Origin of the sequence: Sphingomonas sp. BK580 (assembly GCF_014194975.1) — a bacterium.
GTDB lineage: Bacteria > Pseudomonadota > Alphaproteobacteria > Sphingomonadales > Sphingomonadaceae > Sphingomonas.
This window is the reverse complement of the sequence record NZ_JACIAY010000003.1, coordinates 69,636-85,361: the sequence shown is the minus strand read 5'-3', so window position 1 is coordinate 85,361 and position 15,726 is coordinate 69,636. Positions and strand designations below refer to the sequence as shown.

Here is a 15,726-nt window from a genome sequence, read left to right as displayed (position 1 = left end):
TATAGACGTCATAACGACGTCACGTGAATGCAACATTTCCATTCCGGTTCCGCTCGACGCTGTCCCGTGTTAGCGCAGCGACGTCATGGCCGACCGCCTCCACCTCGATCGCTTCCTGCCGTACCTGCTGTCGGTCACCTCCAACCGGGTGAGCGACCGCATCGCGCGCGCCTATGACGCGCTGTTCGGGCTATCGATCCCGGAATGGCGGCTGATCACGCTGATCGCGGAGCACGCGCCGATCACCCAGGTCGAGCTCGGCGAGCGCAGCCGCATGGACAAGGTGACGGTGAGCCGCGCCGCGATCGCGCTGACCGGGCGCGGGCTGCTCGAGCGAAGCCCCAACGACACCGACCGGCGCTCGCATCACCTTCGACTGAGTGGCGCCGGCGAGGCGCTGTACGCGCAGGTCGCGCCCGAGGCCAAGGCGCTGGAACGGCGCATCTTCGGCCGGTTCACCGAGGTCGAGCTCGAACAGTTCAGGGACATGCTGCGGCGGATCGACGCCGCGGTGCAGGAGGAAAGTTGAATGGCGCAGTTGCCGCTGATCGCGGGCGTTGAACTCGGCGGGACGAAGTGCATCGCGGTACTGTCGCGCGGTCCCGACGCGATCCTGGAGGAAGTGCGCGTTCCCACCACGCGGCCGGAGGAGACCTTGCCGGCGCTGGAGGCGGCGCTCGACCAGTGGCGCGGGTTCGCGGCGATCGGCGTCGCGAGCTTCGGCCCGGTCTCGATCGACCCGCACTCGGGCGACTATGGCAAGATCACCTCGACCCCGAAGCCGCACTGGGCCAACACCGACGTCGCGCGCCGGCTGGGCGCGCGCTACGACGTGCCGGTCGGTTTCCACAGCGACGTCGTCGGCGCGGCGCTGGCCGAGGCGCGCTGGGGCGCCGGACAGGGACTTCCCGACCTCGCTTATGTCACGGTGGGCACCGGCGTCGGCGCGGGCATGATCGCGCACGGCCGCCCGGTCGACGGCCTGACCCACTCCGAGTTCGGTCATATCCGCCCGCCGCGTCTCCCCGGCGACGACTGGATCGGTGCTTGCCCCTATCACGGCGCCTGTGTCGAGGGGCTCGCCGCGGGCCCCGCGATCGCCGCGCGGACCGGGATCAAGGGTGAGGAACTCGGCGCCGACCATCCCGCCTGGGAGTCGGTGGTGAGCGCGTTGTCTTCGTTGTTCGCGACGCTGACGCTGACCGGCGTGCCACGCCGCATCGTGCTGGGCGGCGGCGTGATGGTGGGCAATCCCTGGCTCCTGCCGCGATTGCGCGCGGCGACCGCGGCGAGCCTCAACGGCTATGTCGCGCTGCCCGAGGTAGCGGACATCGAGACGTTCATCGTCCCCGCCGCGCTCGGCGGCAACGCCGGACCGCTCGGCGCGGTGCTCCTCGGCACGCTCGCGGTGGAGGACCGGCTCGGCGCCGCGCTGGCGGGATAGCGCGGCGAGGTAGCGCGCCGCACCGCACGCCCGCTCGACGATCGTCGAGGCCGGCCCGTCCTGACCTAAGGCGACGTCGCTCACTCTCGCGCGGCGCGGCGCGACCCGGCGAGCGCACCGAACCCGACCGGCGCCGGCACCGGCGCGGTCGCCCACCGCTCGGCCCATCGCGCACGCGACGATACCAGGAGGCAGGTGGGCGTGGAGCCTGCGCTTCTCCCCGGACGAGCGACGACGCGGGCTCCGGCAGTCCGCGGCGGGGCGACGGTCGGGGCGGTGCGCGCCGCCCTTCAGGGTGTCTTCGCGGACGGTGACCTGCCGCCGGGAGTGGCCGGATCTTCCGCTCGCCTCGTTGCGCTCTTTACCCGTGTCCGCACGCGACCGAACCACCCCGCCTCGCAGCGCGGACGCGACCCGGCCCGACCCCGACGAGAGCGCTCGCTCGGCGAGGCTGGGCGAGCGACCGTCACGTCGTCGGCACCTCCGGCGCCACCGGCGCGTCGAGCAGTGGCGCGAGCGAGTCGATCGGGCTGACCGTCGGCAGCGCCGCGAGCGCCTCCTCCAGCCGCGTCCCGCCCCGGCCGGCGAGCGACCCGCTCAGCAGGCCGAAGACATGGCCGCTCGGCTTGGTCGCGAACCCAGCGGCGTAGCGCTGGTGCAGCGAGTCGAGCTCGCCCAGCCGCCCGAGCATCGCCAGCGCGATGGCGTGACGCAGCACGATGATCTGCGCGACGTCGCTGAGTGGCGCCGCGGCGCGCGGCAGCAGCGACTGGTCGGCGGCGACGAGATCGGCCCAGCGCCGCTGCTTCCACAGGATCTCGCTGCGCAGCGCGGCGCTGTTCGGGACCTCAGCGAGGATCGCCACCGCCTGGTCGACCCGGCCGAGCTGCGACAGGGCGATCGCCTGGACACGCTGGCGGTCCGCGATCATCTCGGGCGTATAGTCGCTCCGCGCCGTGGTCCGCAGCAGCGTCACCGCGTCGCCCGGCTTGCCGGCGAGGATCTGTAGCGTCGCCACGCGCGCGGATAAGGGACCTTGCGCGATGTCGCTGGTGCGATTGCGTAGCTGGTAGGCGAGCAGGTCCGCCGCCTGCTGGTAGAGACCCGCCTGGACCAGACGCTGCGCGAAGGTCTCGATCAGCTGGTTGCCGCTCGTACCCGACGGCAGGATGTCGCGATAGTCCCACAGCAGGGTAGCCGCGCGCGGCAACGCCATGGTCGCGCCCGGGCCGATCAGCGCCTCGAGTTCGTGCTGCACCTGCGCGTGAAAATCGGCCGGTCGGCGGGTCACGTCGAAGTAGCGAAGCAGCGCGCCGCCCGCGGCGAGCGCGGCGGCATGGTCGCCGCGCTCGGCCGCGAGCCGGAAGGTGAGCGCGCGCGCGCGCTCCTCCACCGCGTCGCCGCGCCAGCCGAAGGTGAGCGCGCTCAGCTGTCTGATCGCCGCCCCGGGCGCGAGCTCACGGTCCGCCAGCCCGACCTCGATGAGTTCGAGCCGGGCGGCCGCACGGTCCGCCGGCGACCCCTCGCGTTCCACCTTGCCGAACAGCGTCCGGGCGGGGGCATATTGCCCCAGCAGCGCCTGCGCGCGCGCGCGCAGCAGCGTGGCACCGGGGTGATCGAGGGGCATGCCCGCGAGCACCGCGCTCGCCGCCTCCGGGCGCCCCGTCTCGAGCCCGATCGTCGCGATCGCCAGCGTGAACGGCATCCTCGCCGCGGCGGGACGGGCCATCAGCGCCGGGGTGGCGCAGCTCACCAGTGCGCGCGCCGCCTCATATTGGGCGAGCTCCGCCAGCGCGCGCAGCCGCCAGGCGCAGCGCTCGGCGCTGGGCGCGTCCGCTCCCCCCGGCGCGGGAGCGAGCGCGAGCAACGCCTCGCCGTCGTGATGCGCCAGCGTGAGCGCGGCGCCGTACGCGAGCCGGAACGAGTCGAGCAGGAGCAGGTCGGGCTCGTCCTGGCGCATGGTATCGAGCACGCCCATCGCCTCCGCACCGCGATCCTGCCCGATCAGGCTGCGCGCGTAGGCCCATCGCGCCGGCTGCCGCTCGGTCGCGGCGACGCTCAGCATGTGCCAGGACTCGGCGTCGGGCACGACCGGCCAGGCCGCCCTGCCGCTCGGCAGCGGCAATCGCGCGAGCGTCGGCGCGAAGGTGGCGCCCCTCGTCTCGGCGGTGGCGCTGCCCGCGGCGAGCGCCAGCGTCAGCGCCAGGGTGAGACGCGCCCTCACAGCAGCACGTCCGGGACGAGCCCGAGCAGCGCCGCCGCGGCGCCGCCCGCCGCGGTGGCGAGGAGGAACAGGCCGATCAGCGGCCAGGACGGCGGCTGCTCGATGATCGTGGGCGCGGCGGCCGGCGGCTCGCCGCCGAACGCCTCCTCGTCCCAGCGTCGCTCGGCTGATCCGGCGCGCGGCGCTGGATCAGCCGGCTCGCTGTCGCGAGTGATGACGCGGTAGCGGGGAGGAAGGTTTCGTCCGGGCATTGGCCATCCATCGAGTTGCTCGTCCTATCATAGGAGCGGATGAGCGGTGCGCGGTCGCGCCGCCTCGCTTTCGGAGGATCACGTGAGACGCTCGCTGCTGCGCGCCCTGCTGCCGCTTCTGCTGGTCGCGGCCGACCGCGGCGTGGAGATCCGCGGCTTCATCACCGACCGTCCGATCGTGTACGTGGATCCGATCGAGCTTCCATTGTTCGAGGGCGGCGCGATCGCGGGGCGGATGCGGGTGCGGCTGGCCCTGCAGGCGGCCAACACCGACAGCGCGCTGCGGCTCTATCTTCGGCGGCCCGAGACGCGGTCGGCGCTGCTGGTCGCGCTGGTCGATTTCGACCGCGCCGAGTGCGGTCCGCTGGCGCCGATCAATGCCGAGCACATGAGCGCCGCGCTCAATCGCGCCCTCCAGCGCGCGGGCATCACCGACGCGCGGCAGGTCCTGATCCTGGAGGTAAACAGCGAACCGGTCTGATCGCGCGACGGACCATGATCGGCCGGGGGGGGAGAGCCGCCAGGGCGGCGTGACGCGCGGCCTGGCCACGATCGGCGCACGGCGACGCGCGACGACGGGGACGGCCGAACGGATGTCTACCGGAGAGATGGCTGCGCGGCGATCGGTCGCGGGTCGAGTGACCCGGCGACGATACGACGCTGACCCCTTGCGACCGACTCGCGACGAAGCGGTCACTTCTTCGGACTATCGGTGGCGGAGTGCGCGATCGGGCGTGGGCGCGTCCAGCACGCAAGCGGGGTGGCCTCTGACCGGCCGGGCCGGACGTCCCCGCCGACGCGTGCCGTCGCGCTGGTGCACACACCGCTCGGCGGCCGATGGACCGCTGTGACGCGCGTTCTTGGCCGCGCGGCGATCGCCACCAAGCGCCGGACCATGGCACCCTTGGCTCGAGGGCGACGCCGCGCCCGGCGGTTTCCCGATCAGCGATCGACTGCCCTGCGTCAGCCGCTCGCCGGTCGAGGCGGCGTCGATCCCGGTCGGAGGGCGGGCACCAGGGTTCACCGCGGCGCACCGGACCTAGGTCGCGGGCCGTGCCGGCGGGGGCGCGGATCTCCCGGTCGACGCCGCGTTGTCAGCAGGCGCGAGCGGCGGCGCAGCGATGCGCGGGGGGCTCACCCGCGGCGCGCCGGCACCGACGCGCGGCGGCCCGGTGCGCGCCGGCAGCGGCGTCACCGCCGCGGCTGGGCGCGACGACGACGCGCGCGGCACGGCGGGCGGGAGCACGATCCCGGCCGCGCTGGCGACCCGCTGCTGGGCTATCGGCATCTCCGGCGCGGCGCGGCCGGCGAGCGCGGTACTGAGGCGCAGCGCGGCCGCCGGCGTCATCGCCCCCATCATCAGCGCCAGTGATCGGCCGCGCATCCGTCGCGCGACCTGTGCCTGCAGGTCGATGTCGAGCGCGGCGAAGACCGGCGCCGCGCGGTTCGGCTTCATCGTCTGGTAGACACGCGCCAGGTCCTCGATCGGCTGCGGCGCGTCGCCGTAGCCGCTCGCCTGGTCCGCGCGCGCGCTATCGCCGCGTCGGGCACCGAGCTGGGCTTGGACCCGTTGCTCCAGCGCGAGTGCGCTCTGCTCGCGCAGCTCCGCGGCACGATTGCGCCGCGCGATCGCCTGGTCGCGCTGGCTGATCCCCTGCGCGATGGCGTTGCCGAAGCGATTGTCGCTCACCGCCTCGGTCGCGCTCGTGCCCGCCACCGCATGCGCGATCGTGGAGGCTGCCGCGGCGCCGGCGGTGAGCGTCAGGAGCGAGGGCCGCAGCAGCCGCTTGGTCCAGCCACGCGCCGGCGCGGACGCGGCTTGGCGAGAAGGAGGGGTTGTCGGGGCAGCGACGGGCCCGCGCGCGGTGACGGGAGGGACGACAGGCTGGGTCATGACTGAGGCTCCTCGGCAGCGGCGCTGGCCGGCGCGCCGGCGAGGTCGCGCCTCCCGTCGGCAGACTGGCCGTGCTCGCCGATCGAGGACGGCGCATCGCTGGCGCCGACCACCGCGGGCGCGATGCCCTGGCCGTCGCGGCCCTTCCTCTCCGCCTGGCGTGAACCGGCGACCCGTGGCGGGGTCGTCGCGCCCGCGTCGCGGCGCCCGTCCGCCGCGTGGAGGGGGGTGGGCGAGGCCGGCACTACCGCGTCGTCGGCAGCGGCCCCGTCGGCGCCTCCCGCGCCGCGCGCGCCGTTCGCCGCCGCCAGGATGCGCTCGGCGACGCCGTTGCCGACGTCGATCATCAGCGACAGCTCGTCGCGCAACCCGGCGAGCTGCGCGCGCAGGTCACGTGCGCCGCGCACCGCGGCGTCGAGCGGCGGCCCCTCCGCGCTCAGCACCCTGGTGAGGTCGCCGAGCGCGCGTTGCGACGTCTCGGTCGCGGTTTCGAGCGAGGCGACCACCTCGATCAGCCCGGCGTGCCGAAGCTTGTGCACCGCGTGCGAGAGCCGCACCGTCTGTACCAGCACCGCGGCGCAGAACAGCGAGGTGATGACATTGGTGACGAAGGAGAGATTGATCATGGTGCCACCTGGCCGATCGAGGTGCTCAGTCGGACCGCGGCGAGCGCGCTGTGCGTGCCGATCGTCCCCGCCGCGAGCGGGACCCCGCGACACTCGAGCGCGACCCCGTCCTCGGGCGCACGGTCGAGCGTGATCGTGCGTCCGGGGCTGAGCGCGAGATAGTCCTCGATCCGCATCTCGCGCTCGCCCAGCATCGCGTCGACCTGCACCTCGGTGTGCAGCAGTTCCTCCGCGATATGGCTCTCCCACATCCTGTTGCGCCCCATCTTCTCGCCGACGAAGCGCTCGATCAGCTTCTCGCGCACGGGCTCGATCGTGGCGTGGGGAAGGACCAGGTGGAAGCGGCCGCCGCGGCCCTCCATGTCGATGCGGAAGCTCGCCACGGCGGTGAGGTTGGTCGGCGCCGCGATGGCGGCGAAGCGCGGCGTGACCTCGACCCGCTCGAGCGCGAAGTCGACGGGTTCGATCGCCTCGAACGACTGGGCGAAATCGTCCAGCGTCTGCTGCATCATCCGCCCGACGAGATGCGTCTCGATCGCGGTGAAGGCGCGGCCGTCGATTCGCATCGTGCTCGGCGCGCGACGGCCGCCCAGCAGCGAATCGACGACGGCGTAGACGAGCGAGGAGTCGACCGTCATCAGCCCGTAATTGCCCCATTGCTTGGCGAGGAAGACCCCGATCATCGCGGGCAGCGGCAGGTGATTCATGAACTCGGCGAACCGCATCGTGCTGACCCGTTCGGCATGGACGTCGAGCGAGTCGGCGGTGAGATTGCGCATGCTGGTGCCGAGCGTGCGTACCATGCGCTCGCACACCACCTCCAGCATCGGCAGCCGCTCGTGGTTCGCGACATCGGCCTCGATCAGCGCGCGCAGGCCGGTGCGACGCGTCGGCCGCGGCGCGCTCTCGATGCCGAACAGCGCGTCGATGCTCGCCTGGTCGAACGTGTCCGGCACGTCCTCGCGGGCAGGCTCGGCCGCCGCCAGCGGCACGGCAGCGTCGGCCGCATCTACCTGGGCCGGAGCAGCGGCGGCGGTCGCCGATGCGGGCGCGGCCGGGGGCGCCGCCGCGGTGGTGGCCGACGCGGGCGGCGTCATCGTCGCGTTCACGGCGCCCCCCGGCGCCGGCGTGGCGGCCCCGCCGACGGGCGCCGGGCGCGCGTCGGCCGGCCGCCTCGCGGTGGACACCGCCCTCTCGGTGACCGCTCGATCGGCCCGCGCCGAACCGACCCGCTCGGGGCGTGAAGGGGCGGGGGTGGGGCCGAACCCGCGGCCGTCGGGGTCGGTCGTCATTGCTCGATCAGGTCCTGGATGAGCACCTCGCTCACGCCGTCGCGACCGAGCGCGTCGCGCAGGCGCACGACGATCTCCTCCTTCACGCGGAAGACCGCCGCCGAGCCGCTGAGATCCTCCGGGCGGAGCTCGCGGAGGAACGACTGCAGCGTGTCCAGGATCAGCGGCATCGCCGCGGTGATCCTGCCGACCTGAGCGGTATCGGCGGCGACGATGACGAAGTGCAGCTTGAGAAAATGCTGGCGCCCGTCGGCGCTGCGCAGGGTCACCACCATCGCGGGCACGTCGACGTAGCGCGCGCTGGCGGCCTGGCTGCTCGGCGGCTGGGCCGTGTCGCTCGCGCCGAACGGCCACACGCCCGCGAGCGCCAGCCCGCCGCCGATGACCAGGAGGGCCGCGAGGCCGACGATCACTGCCAGCAGCGCGCGACGTCGCTCGTCGCGCGGGTCCGTCGTCACCGCCGCGGTGCCGCGGGACCGGTCGAATCTCAACACGTCGGCTCGTTCTGCCACGTCATACCTCTTGCTTGGCCGCGCGATTTCGGACGGTGAGCCACCACCCGGCGCGGTTGGTCCTATTATAGGGGCGAGCCTCGGGCGGTTGCCGCGACGCGCTGGTTTTTGGTGCGGTGCCCGCGCCGGAGCTCGGCCGCGCCGGCTGGCCAGCGGCGCTGGAGCGTAGAAGGACGGGCGAGAGAGACGGATGAGTTCCGACGTATCCACCTATGTGCTGCTGAGCCATCAGGCCGCGCTGCGGCGTCAGCTCGACGTCACCGCCAACAACATGGCGAACAGCAGTACGGTCGGCTTCAAGCGCGCGCAGGAAGTCTTCCGCGAACACGTGGAGCGCGTCCGCCGCGCCCCGATCGAGGACGCCAAGCGGCTGTCCTTCGTGCTCGATTACGGGCAGGTCCATGACACGCGCGCCGGCGCCTTCCAGCCGACCGGCAACCCGCTCGACGTGATGATCGACGGCCCGGGCTATCTCTCGGTCGAGGACGCGAGCGGTGCGACGGCGTACACCCGTGCGGGCTTCATCACTCTGCTCACCAGCGGCGAGCTGGGCACGCCCTCCGGCGCGCCGCTGCTCGACGAGAACGGCCGCCGTATCGCGGTGTCGCCGGAGGAGCAGGGCAGCCTCGCCATCGCCGAGGACGGCACCGTCTCGACCAGCGCCGGCCCGATCGCGCGGCTCGCTGTGACCCGGTTCGACGAGTTGCGCGTGAACGAGCGCGGCGACGGTCTGCTCACCGGCGCCGGCGGCCGGCTGCTGCCCGCGGCGGAGACACGCCTGCGCAGCGGCGGCGTCGAGGGCTCGAACGTGCAGCCGATCATCGAGACGACCAACATGATCGAGGTGCTGCGCGCCTACCAGCGCACCAGCGAGGCCGCCGCCAACATCGACACGCTGCGCAAGCTGGCGATCTCGCGGCTGGCAAAGCCCGACTGATCTTCTCCGACCCCTCCCACAACAGGACAACGAACATGCGCTCCCTGTCGATCGCCGCGAGCGGAATGCTGGCGCAGCAGACCAACGTCGACGTCATCGCGAACAATATCGCGAACATGAACACCACTGCCTTCAAGCGGCAGCGGCCCGAGTTCGAGGACCTGTTGTACGAGCAGGTGAGCCGACCGGGCGCGGCGACCAGCGCCGACGGCACGCGCGTGCCCGCGGGCATCCAGCTCGGCAGCGGCGTGCGCGCCGCGGGGGTGTACCGCGTGCTCGAGCAGGGCGCGACCACCGAGAGCAAGAGCAAGTTCGACATCGCGATCCTGGGCCAGGGCTACTTCCGTATCGCGCTACCCAACGGCGAAGTCGCCTACACGCGGTCGGGCGCGTTCAAGCTCTCCGACCAGGGCGAGGTGGTGACGACCGACGGCTACCGCGTCCAGCCCGACATCACGATCCCGAACGGCGCCACCGACGTCTCGATCAGCGCGACCGGTCTCGTCCAGGTCAAGCTCGCCGATCAGGTGCAGCTGCAGGATGTCGGCCAGCTCGACCTCGCCACCTTCGTCAACGAGGCGGGGCTCGAGGCGCTCGGCTCCAACCTGTTCCAGGAGACCGAGGCGTCGGGCCAGCCGACGGTCGCGAACCCGGGTCAGCCTGGTTTCGGCACGCTCAAGCAGGGCTATCTCGAGGCGTCGAACGTCAACCCGGTGGCTGAGATCACCGCGCTGATCAGCGCCCAGCGCGCCTATGAGATGAACAGCCGCATCGTGAAGACCGCCGACGAGATGCTCGCCACCACGACCCAGCTGCGGTGAGCGTGGTGAGGACCGGGCGTGGGCGCCGTGTCGCCGCTCTCTTGGCGTTGGCGAGTGGACCGGCGGTCGCACAGTCAGGGGCGCCCGCGACGACGGTCGTGCTGGCGCAGCCGGTCGCCGCGGGAGCGGTGATCGGGGTCGACGACCTGCGCGCCTGGGGAGCCGGCGACCCGCCCCCGATGCGCGGCGCGCTGGCCGCGGCGAACATCGTCGGTCGCGCCGCGGCGCGTCGGCTCGCCGCCGGCGCGGTGGTGCGCGCGGGCGACGTGCGGGCGCCCCAGGTGATCCGACGCGGCGAGCCGGTGACGGTCGTGCTGCGCAGCGGCGCGCTGACGATCAGCGCGGAGGGCCAGGCGCTCAATGCCGCCGCGCTGGGTGAGCCGGTGCGCGTGATCTGCGACTCGACCAGACGCACGGTCTCGGGCCGGGCCGAGGCGCCGGGCCGGGTCATCGTCGCCGGCTGAAGGAAGGAAGAGCGTGATGAGACTGCAGCCCTACCGCGGTGCCCTGCTGCTCGCCGCGATCGTGCCGCTGCTCGCCGGCTGCGGCTCGGTCGGGCGGCTCAAGGCGATCGGCAAGCCCCCGAGGATCGAGCCGTCGGAGCCGCCGGTCGCCCCGGCGGTCACCCCCTCGCTCGGCGACCAGGCGCGATATGGCCGCGACCCGGCGGCGATGACGGAGCCGGGCAACAGCGCCTCGCTGTTCCGCACCGGCGCGGGCGCCTTCTTCCACGACCAGCGCGCCTCGCAGGTCGGCGACATCCTCACGGTCCGCATCAGCATCGCCGACAGCGCCACGCTCGACAACAAGTCGAGCCGCGCGCGCAGCGGCAACGACAGTGTGGGCCTGCCCAGTTTCCTGGGGCTCGAGAACACGCTGAAGAAGGTGCTGCCCGCGGGCGCTAACCCGGCGTCGCTGATCGACACCAAGAACGCGTCCGGCAGCACCGGGACGGGCAACACGTCGCGCAGCGAGCAGATCAACACCGTGGTCGCCGCCACGGTGGTGGGCTTGCTCCCCAACGGCAACCTCGTGATCCGCGGGCATCAGGAGGTCCGGGTCAATTTCGAGCTGCGCCAGCTGCTCGTCAGCGGCATCGTCCGCCCACAAGACATCGCGCGCGACAATAGCGTGCTGAGCAGCCAGATCGCTGACGCACGGATCAGCTACGGCGGCCGCGGTCAGATCACCGACGTGCAGCAACCGCGCTGGGGTCAGCAAGTCATCGAGGCGATATCGCCGTTCTGAGCTGGACGGGGCACGGCCCATCGCCGTCGATTATTCGGGAGGAGGTGAGCGACACCCGGCCATGCCGCGGCCCGGCGCGTTCCGGCCGTCGGGGCGGCGTCGACCATCATGGCCGCTCGCCCGACCGCGCGTGGTGACGGCGAACGACCTCTATGAGGGCGTGACGGTGACGTGTTCGCGGGCGGCGGCGCCCGCTTCGCTCCGTTGACGTGGATCTCGGCCGTCGCGCGCGGATCGGCCGAGCCGATCCAGCCGTGGCCGAACGAGGCTGGCATGCGCTCGGGCGGAACGCCTCGACGACACGCGGCCGTCGCGTCCGACGATCGCGCGACGCGCCGCCGCGATGCGGCGCCGACCGCCGGGAGGATCCCGATCCGCCCGTCGCCGCTTCCCTGCAGGCCGATGCCGCGGTCACTCCGTCACCGCCTCGCGCGCGCGCGCGGGATGGCGCTGGCGGCCAGATAGGTCGACGCTTCCCCGACGCCGGGGTCGGCCGTCCCGACGGCGCGACGGGTCGACGCGCGGGCGGCTCCGTTGGTCGCTTGGTTAATGACCGCTCCTCCATCTCGTGCGCTGCTGCGAGGACAGGGAATGTCAGCGTCGCGACACGGGAACCGGTCGCGTCAAAAGGGAGAAAATGATGCGTGTTGGTACCGTCCTGATCGCCGCCTGCGGGCTGGCGATGCTCGCGGCCTGTTCGAAGAAGCCGGTCACGCCGCTGCCCCCGCCGCCGCCGCCGGGCGCGGTCGCCGGCAGCAGTGCCGCCGACCGCGACGGTGACGGCATCGTCGACGGTTATTACACCTCGGACGGCATCTATCACCCCTATGCGCCGCCGGCGCCGCCGCCTCCGCCGCCCGCACCGACCCGTCGCGGAGAGCGCGGCTGATCGCTCGCACGCGGGTGAGGCGCGTCGCGCACGGAGCGGCGGCGCTGCTGCTGCTGGCCGCGGCCGCGCCCGTCCGCGCCGCGGCGGGGGCGACGGTCGGCGCTCCGACCCCGGCGCGTGCCGCCGCGAGCGACGCCGCCGAGCGCGCCGTCGCCGCGTCGCTGCGCGAGCGCGCCGGCGGCTGGATCGGGCGGGTCTATGCCGAGCGCGGCTATCGGCCGCTCTGGGCCGCGGGTGGCCGGCTCGGCCCCGCCGCGGACTCGCTGCTCGACGATCTCGACACGGCCGCCCTCGACGGGCTCGGCTCGACCTATGGCGCGCGCGACCTGCGCGCTCAACTCGCTGGCGCGCGCCAGCGCGGTGACGCCGAGAGCGTCGCGCGCGTCGAACTGGCGCTCTCCAAGGCGTTCACGCGCTACGTCCGCGACCAGCGCCGTCCGCGCGAGGTGGGGATGATCTGGGCGGACGCCACGCTCAAGCCGAAGCGACCCAGAGCGGAGGCGGTGTTGCGCGCCGCGAGCTTCCCGCGCTCGTTCGCCGGCTATGTCACCGGCATGGAGTGGATGAGCCCGCACTACGTGCGCCTTCGCGCACTGGTCGCGCGCGCCCGCCGCGACGGCGTCGGCCGCGCGGAAGAGCAGAGGTTGCGGCGCAACCTCGAGCGCGCGCGCGTGCTGCCGGGGCCGTGGACACGACATATCGTCGTCGACGCCTCGTCGGGGCGGCTGTGGTATTATGAGGCGGGCCGTCAGGCCGGCACGATGAAGGTGGTGGTGGGCGCGCGCGAGACTCAGACGCCGCTGCTCGCCGGCGTGGTGCAGTGGGCGATCGTCAATCCTTACTGGAACGTGCCGACCTATCTCGCGCGCAAGAGCGTCGCGCCCAAGGTGCTGGCGGGCCGCTCGCTCGCCTCGCTGCGGATGGAAGCGCTGAGCGACTGGAGCGCGGCGGCGCGGCCGCTGCCCGCGAGCGCGATCGACTGGCACGCGGTTGCGGCCGGGACCCGCGAGATCCGGCTGCGCGAGCTGCCGGGGCGCGGCAACTCGATGGGACGGGTCAAGTTCCTCTTCCCCAACGAGGAGGGCATCTACCTTCACGATACGCCCGACCGCGAGCTGCTCGAGCGCGACGACCGCCACCTCAGCAACGGCTGCATAAGGCTGGAGAACGCGCCGGTGCTGGCCCGCTGGCTGACGGGTCGCCCGCTACCCGCGTCGACGCGCGACCCGGAACAGGCGGTGGCGCTCCAAGTACCCGTACCGGTCTATCTGACCTATCTCACCGCGACCGAGAGCCGGGCTCAGGTGGCGTTCCGCGACGACGTCTACGGCCGCGACGCCGCGGGCGGCTGAGGCGCCGGTCGGCGGGAGGCGCCTCAGCCCGGATGCGCGACGAAGGCGGGCAGCGCGGCGGCGCGCAGCGGCCGTGCCGCCCGCGCGGGCGCGCCGCGGCGTGACGATGCGGGGCACGATCTCTCTTCCATCGCCGGGCGATCGCCGCGGTATGTCGGCCCGAGACGGTCGGCGCTCGGCGAGCCATTCGTTTTTTCAGACCGAGCAGAAGTCGAGCAGGGTGTAGGCCGCGATCAGCGGCGCCTGAAGGCGCTCGAACGAAGGCTGGCGCTGCCACTCGACTGGACGGAGGCGACGCTCATCGGCGATCTGCATGGGCTTCTCGCAGGCGGGCAACGTCACGCCGATCACCCGCCGCGCCGTCACATCGTCGCTCATCGCCGGGGCCCGAGGTGACGCTCGGCGAGGGGGTGAGGCGCCCCGCACACGCCGGGATCAGCGTCGGAGCGACCAGCTGCGTCTGGTCCTCAAACACCAGCGTCGGCGCGTTCACCACGGGATCGATCGCGGCGAGAGCGTCGGGGTCGCGGAACACCGACACGGGCGCGAGCGCGGAGGAGAGGTGCCTCATCGCTGGAGGTGGCGACCCGGCGGACATTAGGTGGGGCCGAGCACGCCGACCGCGCGCATCATCGTCCTTGCGGCGCTCTCGCCAGCGAGGTCGCGACGACGACCCTGACGGCCGCTCGAGGTGTTGTGCCGCGCGCGTCTGCGCGAGGTGACCGCTCCCTGACAGCGGCCGAGGGGTTAGCGCAGTCGGCGTGCCAGCAGGATCAACAACAGCCCGGCGACCGCGAGCGCGCTGCCGTAATCGGCCCAGACCCGCTGATCGAGCATGAAACTCGATCGCGGCCAGTGGACGTAGCCCAGCCCCTGACCGATCCAGAGCGCACCCATCAGCGCCATCGCGACGCCGAGCACGATCAGGATCGGTCGGACCCGCATCGGCTCAGCGCTGCCCCAGCGGGACGTAGCTGCGCTCGGTCGGCCCGGTGTAGAGCTGGCGCGGGCGGCCGATCTTCTGGTCGGGGTCGGTGATCATCTCGTTCCACTGCGCCACCCAGCCGACCGTGCGCGCCAGCGCGAACAGCACGGTGAACATGCTGGTCGGGAAGCCGATCGCCGACAGGATCACGCCCGAGTAGAAGTCGACGTTCGGGAAGAGCTTCTTCTCGATGAAGTAATCGTCGCTGAGCGCCAGCTCCTCGAGCCGCAGCGCGGTCTCGAACAGCGGATCCTGCACGTTGAGCGCCGCGAAGACCTCGCGCACGGTCTTCTGCATCACCGTCGCGCGCGGGTCGTAGTTCTTGTAGACGCGGTGGCCGAAGCCCATCAGGCGAAACGGGTCGTTCTTGTCCTTGGCGCGAGCGATGAACTCGGGGATGCGCTCGGGCGTGCCGATCTCGTGCAGCATGTTGAGCGCGGCCTCGTTGGCGCCGCCGTGCGCGGGACCCCAGAGGCAGGCGATGCCCGCCGCGATGCAGGCGAACGGGTTGGCACCCGACGAACCGGCGAGCCGCACCGTCGAAGTGGAGGCATTCTGCTCGTGGTCGGCATGCAGGATGAAGATCCGGTCCATCGCGCGCTCGACCGCGGGGTTCACCTCGTAAGGCTCGGCCGGCACGCCGAACGTCATCCTCAGGAAGTTGCCCGTGTAGCTCAGCGAATTGTCGGGGTAGAGGAAGGGCTGGCCGACGCTGTACTTATAGGCCATCGCCGCGATCGTCGGCATCTTGGCGATCAGCCGGTGCGACGCGATCATGCGCTGCTGCGGATCGTGGATGTCGGTGGAGTCGTGGTAGAAGGCGCTGAGCGCGCCGACGACGCCGCACATGATCGCCATCGGGTGCGCGTCGCGGCGGAAGCCGCGGAAGAACTGCGCGAGCTGCTCGTGCACCATGGTGTGGCGCGTGATCGTATGGGTGAAATGGTCGAGCTCGCCCTGGTCCGGCAGCTCGCCGTTGAGCAGCAGGTAGCAGACTTCCATGAAGCTCGACTGCTCGGCCAACTCGCCGATCGGATAGCCGCGGTGGAGCAGGATGCCCTGATCACCGTCGATATAGGTCAGCTTGGACTGGCACGAGGCGGTCGAGGTGAAGCCGGGATCGTAGGTGAAGGCGCCGGTCTGGGCGTAGAGCTTGCGGATGTCGACCACGTCGGGGCCGACCGAGCCCGACAGCACCGGATATTCGAGCTCCTTGCCCGACAGGGCGAACTGGGCTGCTTCGGTCATGGA

18 protein-coding genes are annotated in these 15,726 nt (G+C 72.3%); 9 read left to right on the top strand and 9 right to left on the bottom strand.

The annotated features are described in order from the left end of the window. Window positions 1–85: 85 nt before the first annotated feature. The gene (locus FHY05_RS06855; protein ID WP_183943652.1) at window positions 86–529 is read left to right on the top strand and encodes a MarR family winged helix-turn-helix transcriptional regulator; all 444 of its coding nucleotides are present in this window, start codon (window positions 86–88) and stop codon (window positions 527–529) included. Beyond that, window positions 530–1,444, top strand: coding sequence for an ROK family protein (locus tag FHY05_RS06850; RefSeq protein ID WP_183943651.1), 915 nt, complete (start codon window positions 530–532; stop codon window positions 1,442–1,444). 466 nt (window positions 1,445–1,910) lie between these two features. On the opposite strand, the gene FHY05_RS06845 is transcribed toward FHY05_RS06850, so the two are convergent. Further along, window positions 1,911–3,668: a hypothetical protein gene (locus FHY05_RS06845; protein WP_183943650.1), complete on the bottom strand. Its 1,758-nt coding sequence runs from the start codon at window positions 3,666–3,668 to the stop codon at window positions 1,911–1,913. After that, window positions 3,665–3,919 carry a hypothetical protein gene (locus FHY05_RS06840; protein WP_183943649.1) on the bottom strand — a complete coding sequence of 85 codons (255 nt, stop codon included), beginning with the start codon at window positions 3,917–3,919 and terminating at the stop codon, window positions 3,665–3,667. Before FHY05_RS06840 ends, FHY05_RS06845 begins: the two co-directional genes overlap by 4 nt. A gap of 82 nt (window positions 3,920–4,001) precedes the next feature. Between FHY05_RS06840 and FHY05_RS06835 the strand changes: the two genes are divergently transcribed. Next, entirely contained in the window at window positions 4,002–4,400 is a 399-nt protein-coding gene (locus FHY05_RS06835) for a hypothetical protein (RefSeq protein WP_183943648.1), read from the top strand. 558 nt (window positions 4,401–4,958) lie between these two features. On the opposite strand, the gene FHY05_RS06830 is transcribed toward FHY05_RS06835, so the two are convergent. Genes FHY05_RS06830 through FHY05_RS22425 form a run of 4 tightly spaced genes read right to left on the bottom strand, consistent with a single transcriptional unit; the run spans window position 4,959 to window position 8,225 of the window. Next, entirely contained in the window at window positions 4,959–5,813 is an 855-nt protein-coding gene (locus FHY05_RS06830; RefSeq protein WP_183943647.1) for a MotE family protein, read from the bottom strand. After that, window positions 5,810–6,439, bottom strand: coding sequence for a hypothetical protein (locus tag FHY05_RS06825; protein WP_183943646.1), 630 nt, complete (start codon window positions 6,437–6,439; stop codon window positions 5,810–5,812). The genes FHY05_RS06830 and FHY05_RS06825 overlap by 4 nt, the downstream gene beginning before the upstream one ends. Further along, window positions 6,436–7,731: a flagellar motor switch protein FliM gene (gene fliM, locus FHY05_RS06820; RefSeq protein ID WP_260181367.1), complete on the bottom strand. Its 1,296-nt coding sequence runs from the start codon at window positions 7,729–7,731 to the stop codon at window positions 6,436–6,438. Before fliM ends, FHY05_RS06825 begins: the two co-directional genes overlap by 4 nt. Next, the gene (locus FHY05_RS22425) at window positions 7,728–8,225 is read right to left on the bottom strand and encodes a flagellar basal body-associated FliL family protein (protein ID WP_311732390.1); all 498 of its coding nucleotides are present in this window, start codon (window positions 8,223–8,225) and stop codon (window positions 7,728–7,730) included. Before FHY05_RS22425 ends, fliM begins: the two co-directional genes overlap by 4 nt. A gap of 208 nt (window positions 8,226–8,433) precedes the next feature. Between FHY05_RS22425 and FHY05_RS06810 the strand changes: the two genes are divergently transcribed. The 6 genes from FHY05_RS06810 (at window position 8,434) to FHY05_RS06785 (ending at window position 13,490) form a co-directional block, all read left to right on the top strand. Beyond that, window positions 8,434–9,180: a flagellar hook-basal body complex protein gene (locus FHY05_RS06810; RefSeq protein ID WP_183943645.1), complete on the top strand. Its 747-nt coding sequence runs from the start codon at window positions 8,434–8,436 to the stop codon at window positions 9,178–9,180. Between the two features lie 35 nt (window positions 9,181–9,215). Next, window positions 9,216–10,001: a flagellar basal-body rod protein FlgG gene (flgG, locus tag FHY05_RS06805; protein ID WP_183943644.1), complete on the top strand. Its 786-nt coding sequence runs from the start codon at window positions 9,216–9,218 to the stop codon at window positions 9,999–10,001. Between the two features lie 47 nt (window positions 10,002–10,048). Continuing rightward, window positions 10,049–10,465: a flagellar basal body P-ring formation chaperone FlgA gene (flgA, locus tag FHY05_RS06800; RefSeq protein ID WP_183943643.1), complete on the top strand. Its 417-nt coding sequence runs from the start codon at window positions 10,049–10,051 to the stop codon at window positions 10,463–10,465. Between the two features lie 16 nt (window positions 10,466–10,481). Next, the gene (gene flgH, locus FHY05_RS06795) at window positions 10,482–11,249 is read left to right on the top strand and encodes a flagellar basal body L-ring protein FlgH (RefSeq protein ID WP_183943642.1); all 768 of its coding nucleotides are present in this window, start codon (window positions 10,482–10,484) and stop codon (window positions 11,247–11,249) included. Window positions 11,250–11,889: 640 nt separating this feature from the next. Further along, window positions 11,890–12,138 carry a hypothetical protein gene (locus tag FHY05_RS06790; protein ID WP_183943641.1) on the top strand — a complete coding sequence of 83 codons (249 nt, stop codon included), beginning with the start codon at window positions 11,890–11,892 and terminating at the stop codon, window positions 12,136–12,138. 14 nt (window positions 12,139–12,152) lie between these two features. Continuing rightward, a complete protein-coding gene (locus FHY05_RS06785) occupies window positions 12,153–13,490 on the top strand; it encodes a L,D-transpeptidase family protein (protein WP_311732389.1) in 1,338 nt (445 codons plus the stop codon). A gap of 195 nt (window positions 13,491–13,685) precedes the next feature. On the opposite strand, the gene FHY05_RS06780 is transcribed toward FHY05_RS06785, so the two are convergent. The 3 genes from FHY05_RS06780 to gltA all read right to left on the bottom strand — a co-directional run bounded on the left by FHY05_RS06780 (window position 13,686) and on the right by gltA (window position 15,723). Then, window positions 13,686–13,868 (bottom strand): hypothetical protein, encoded by a 183-nt coding sequence (locus tag FHY05_RS06780; RefSeq protein ID WP_183943640.1) that lies wholly within the window; start codon window positions 13,866–13,868, stop codon window positions 13,686–13,688. Between the two features lie 369 nt (window positions 13,869–14,237). Beyond that, complete coding sequence (locus FHY05_RS06775) at window positions 14,238–14,435, bottom strand: hypothetical protein (RefSeq protein ID WP_183944056.1); 198 nt, start codon at window positions 14,433–14,435, stop codon at window positions 14,238–14,240. A gap of 4 nt (window positions 14,436–14,439) precedes the next feature. After that, window positions 14,440–15,723: a citrate synthase gene (gene gltA, locus FHY05_RS06770; protein WP_183943639.1), complete on the bottom strand. Its 1,284-nt coding sequence runs from the start codon at window positions 15,721–15,723 to the stop codon at window positions 14,440–14,442. Window positions 15,724–15,726 lie beyond the last annotated feature (3 nt).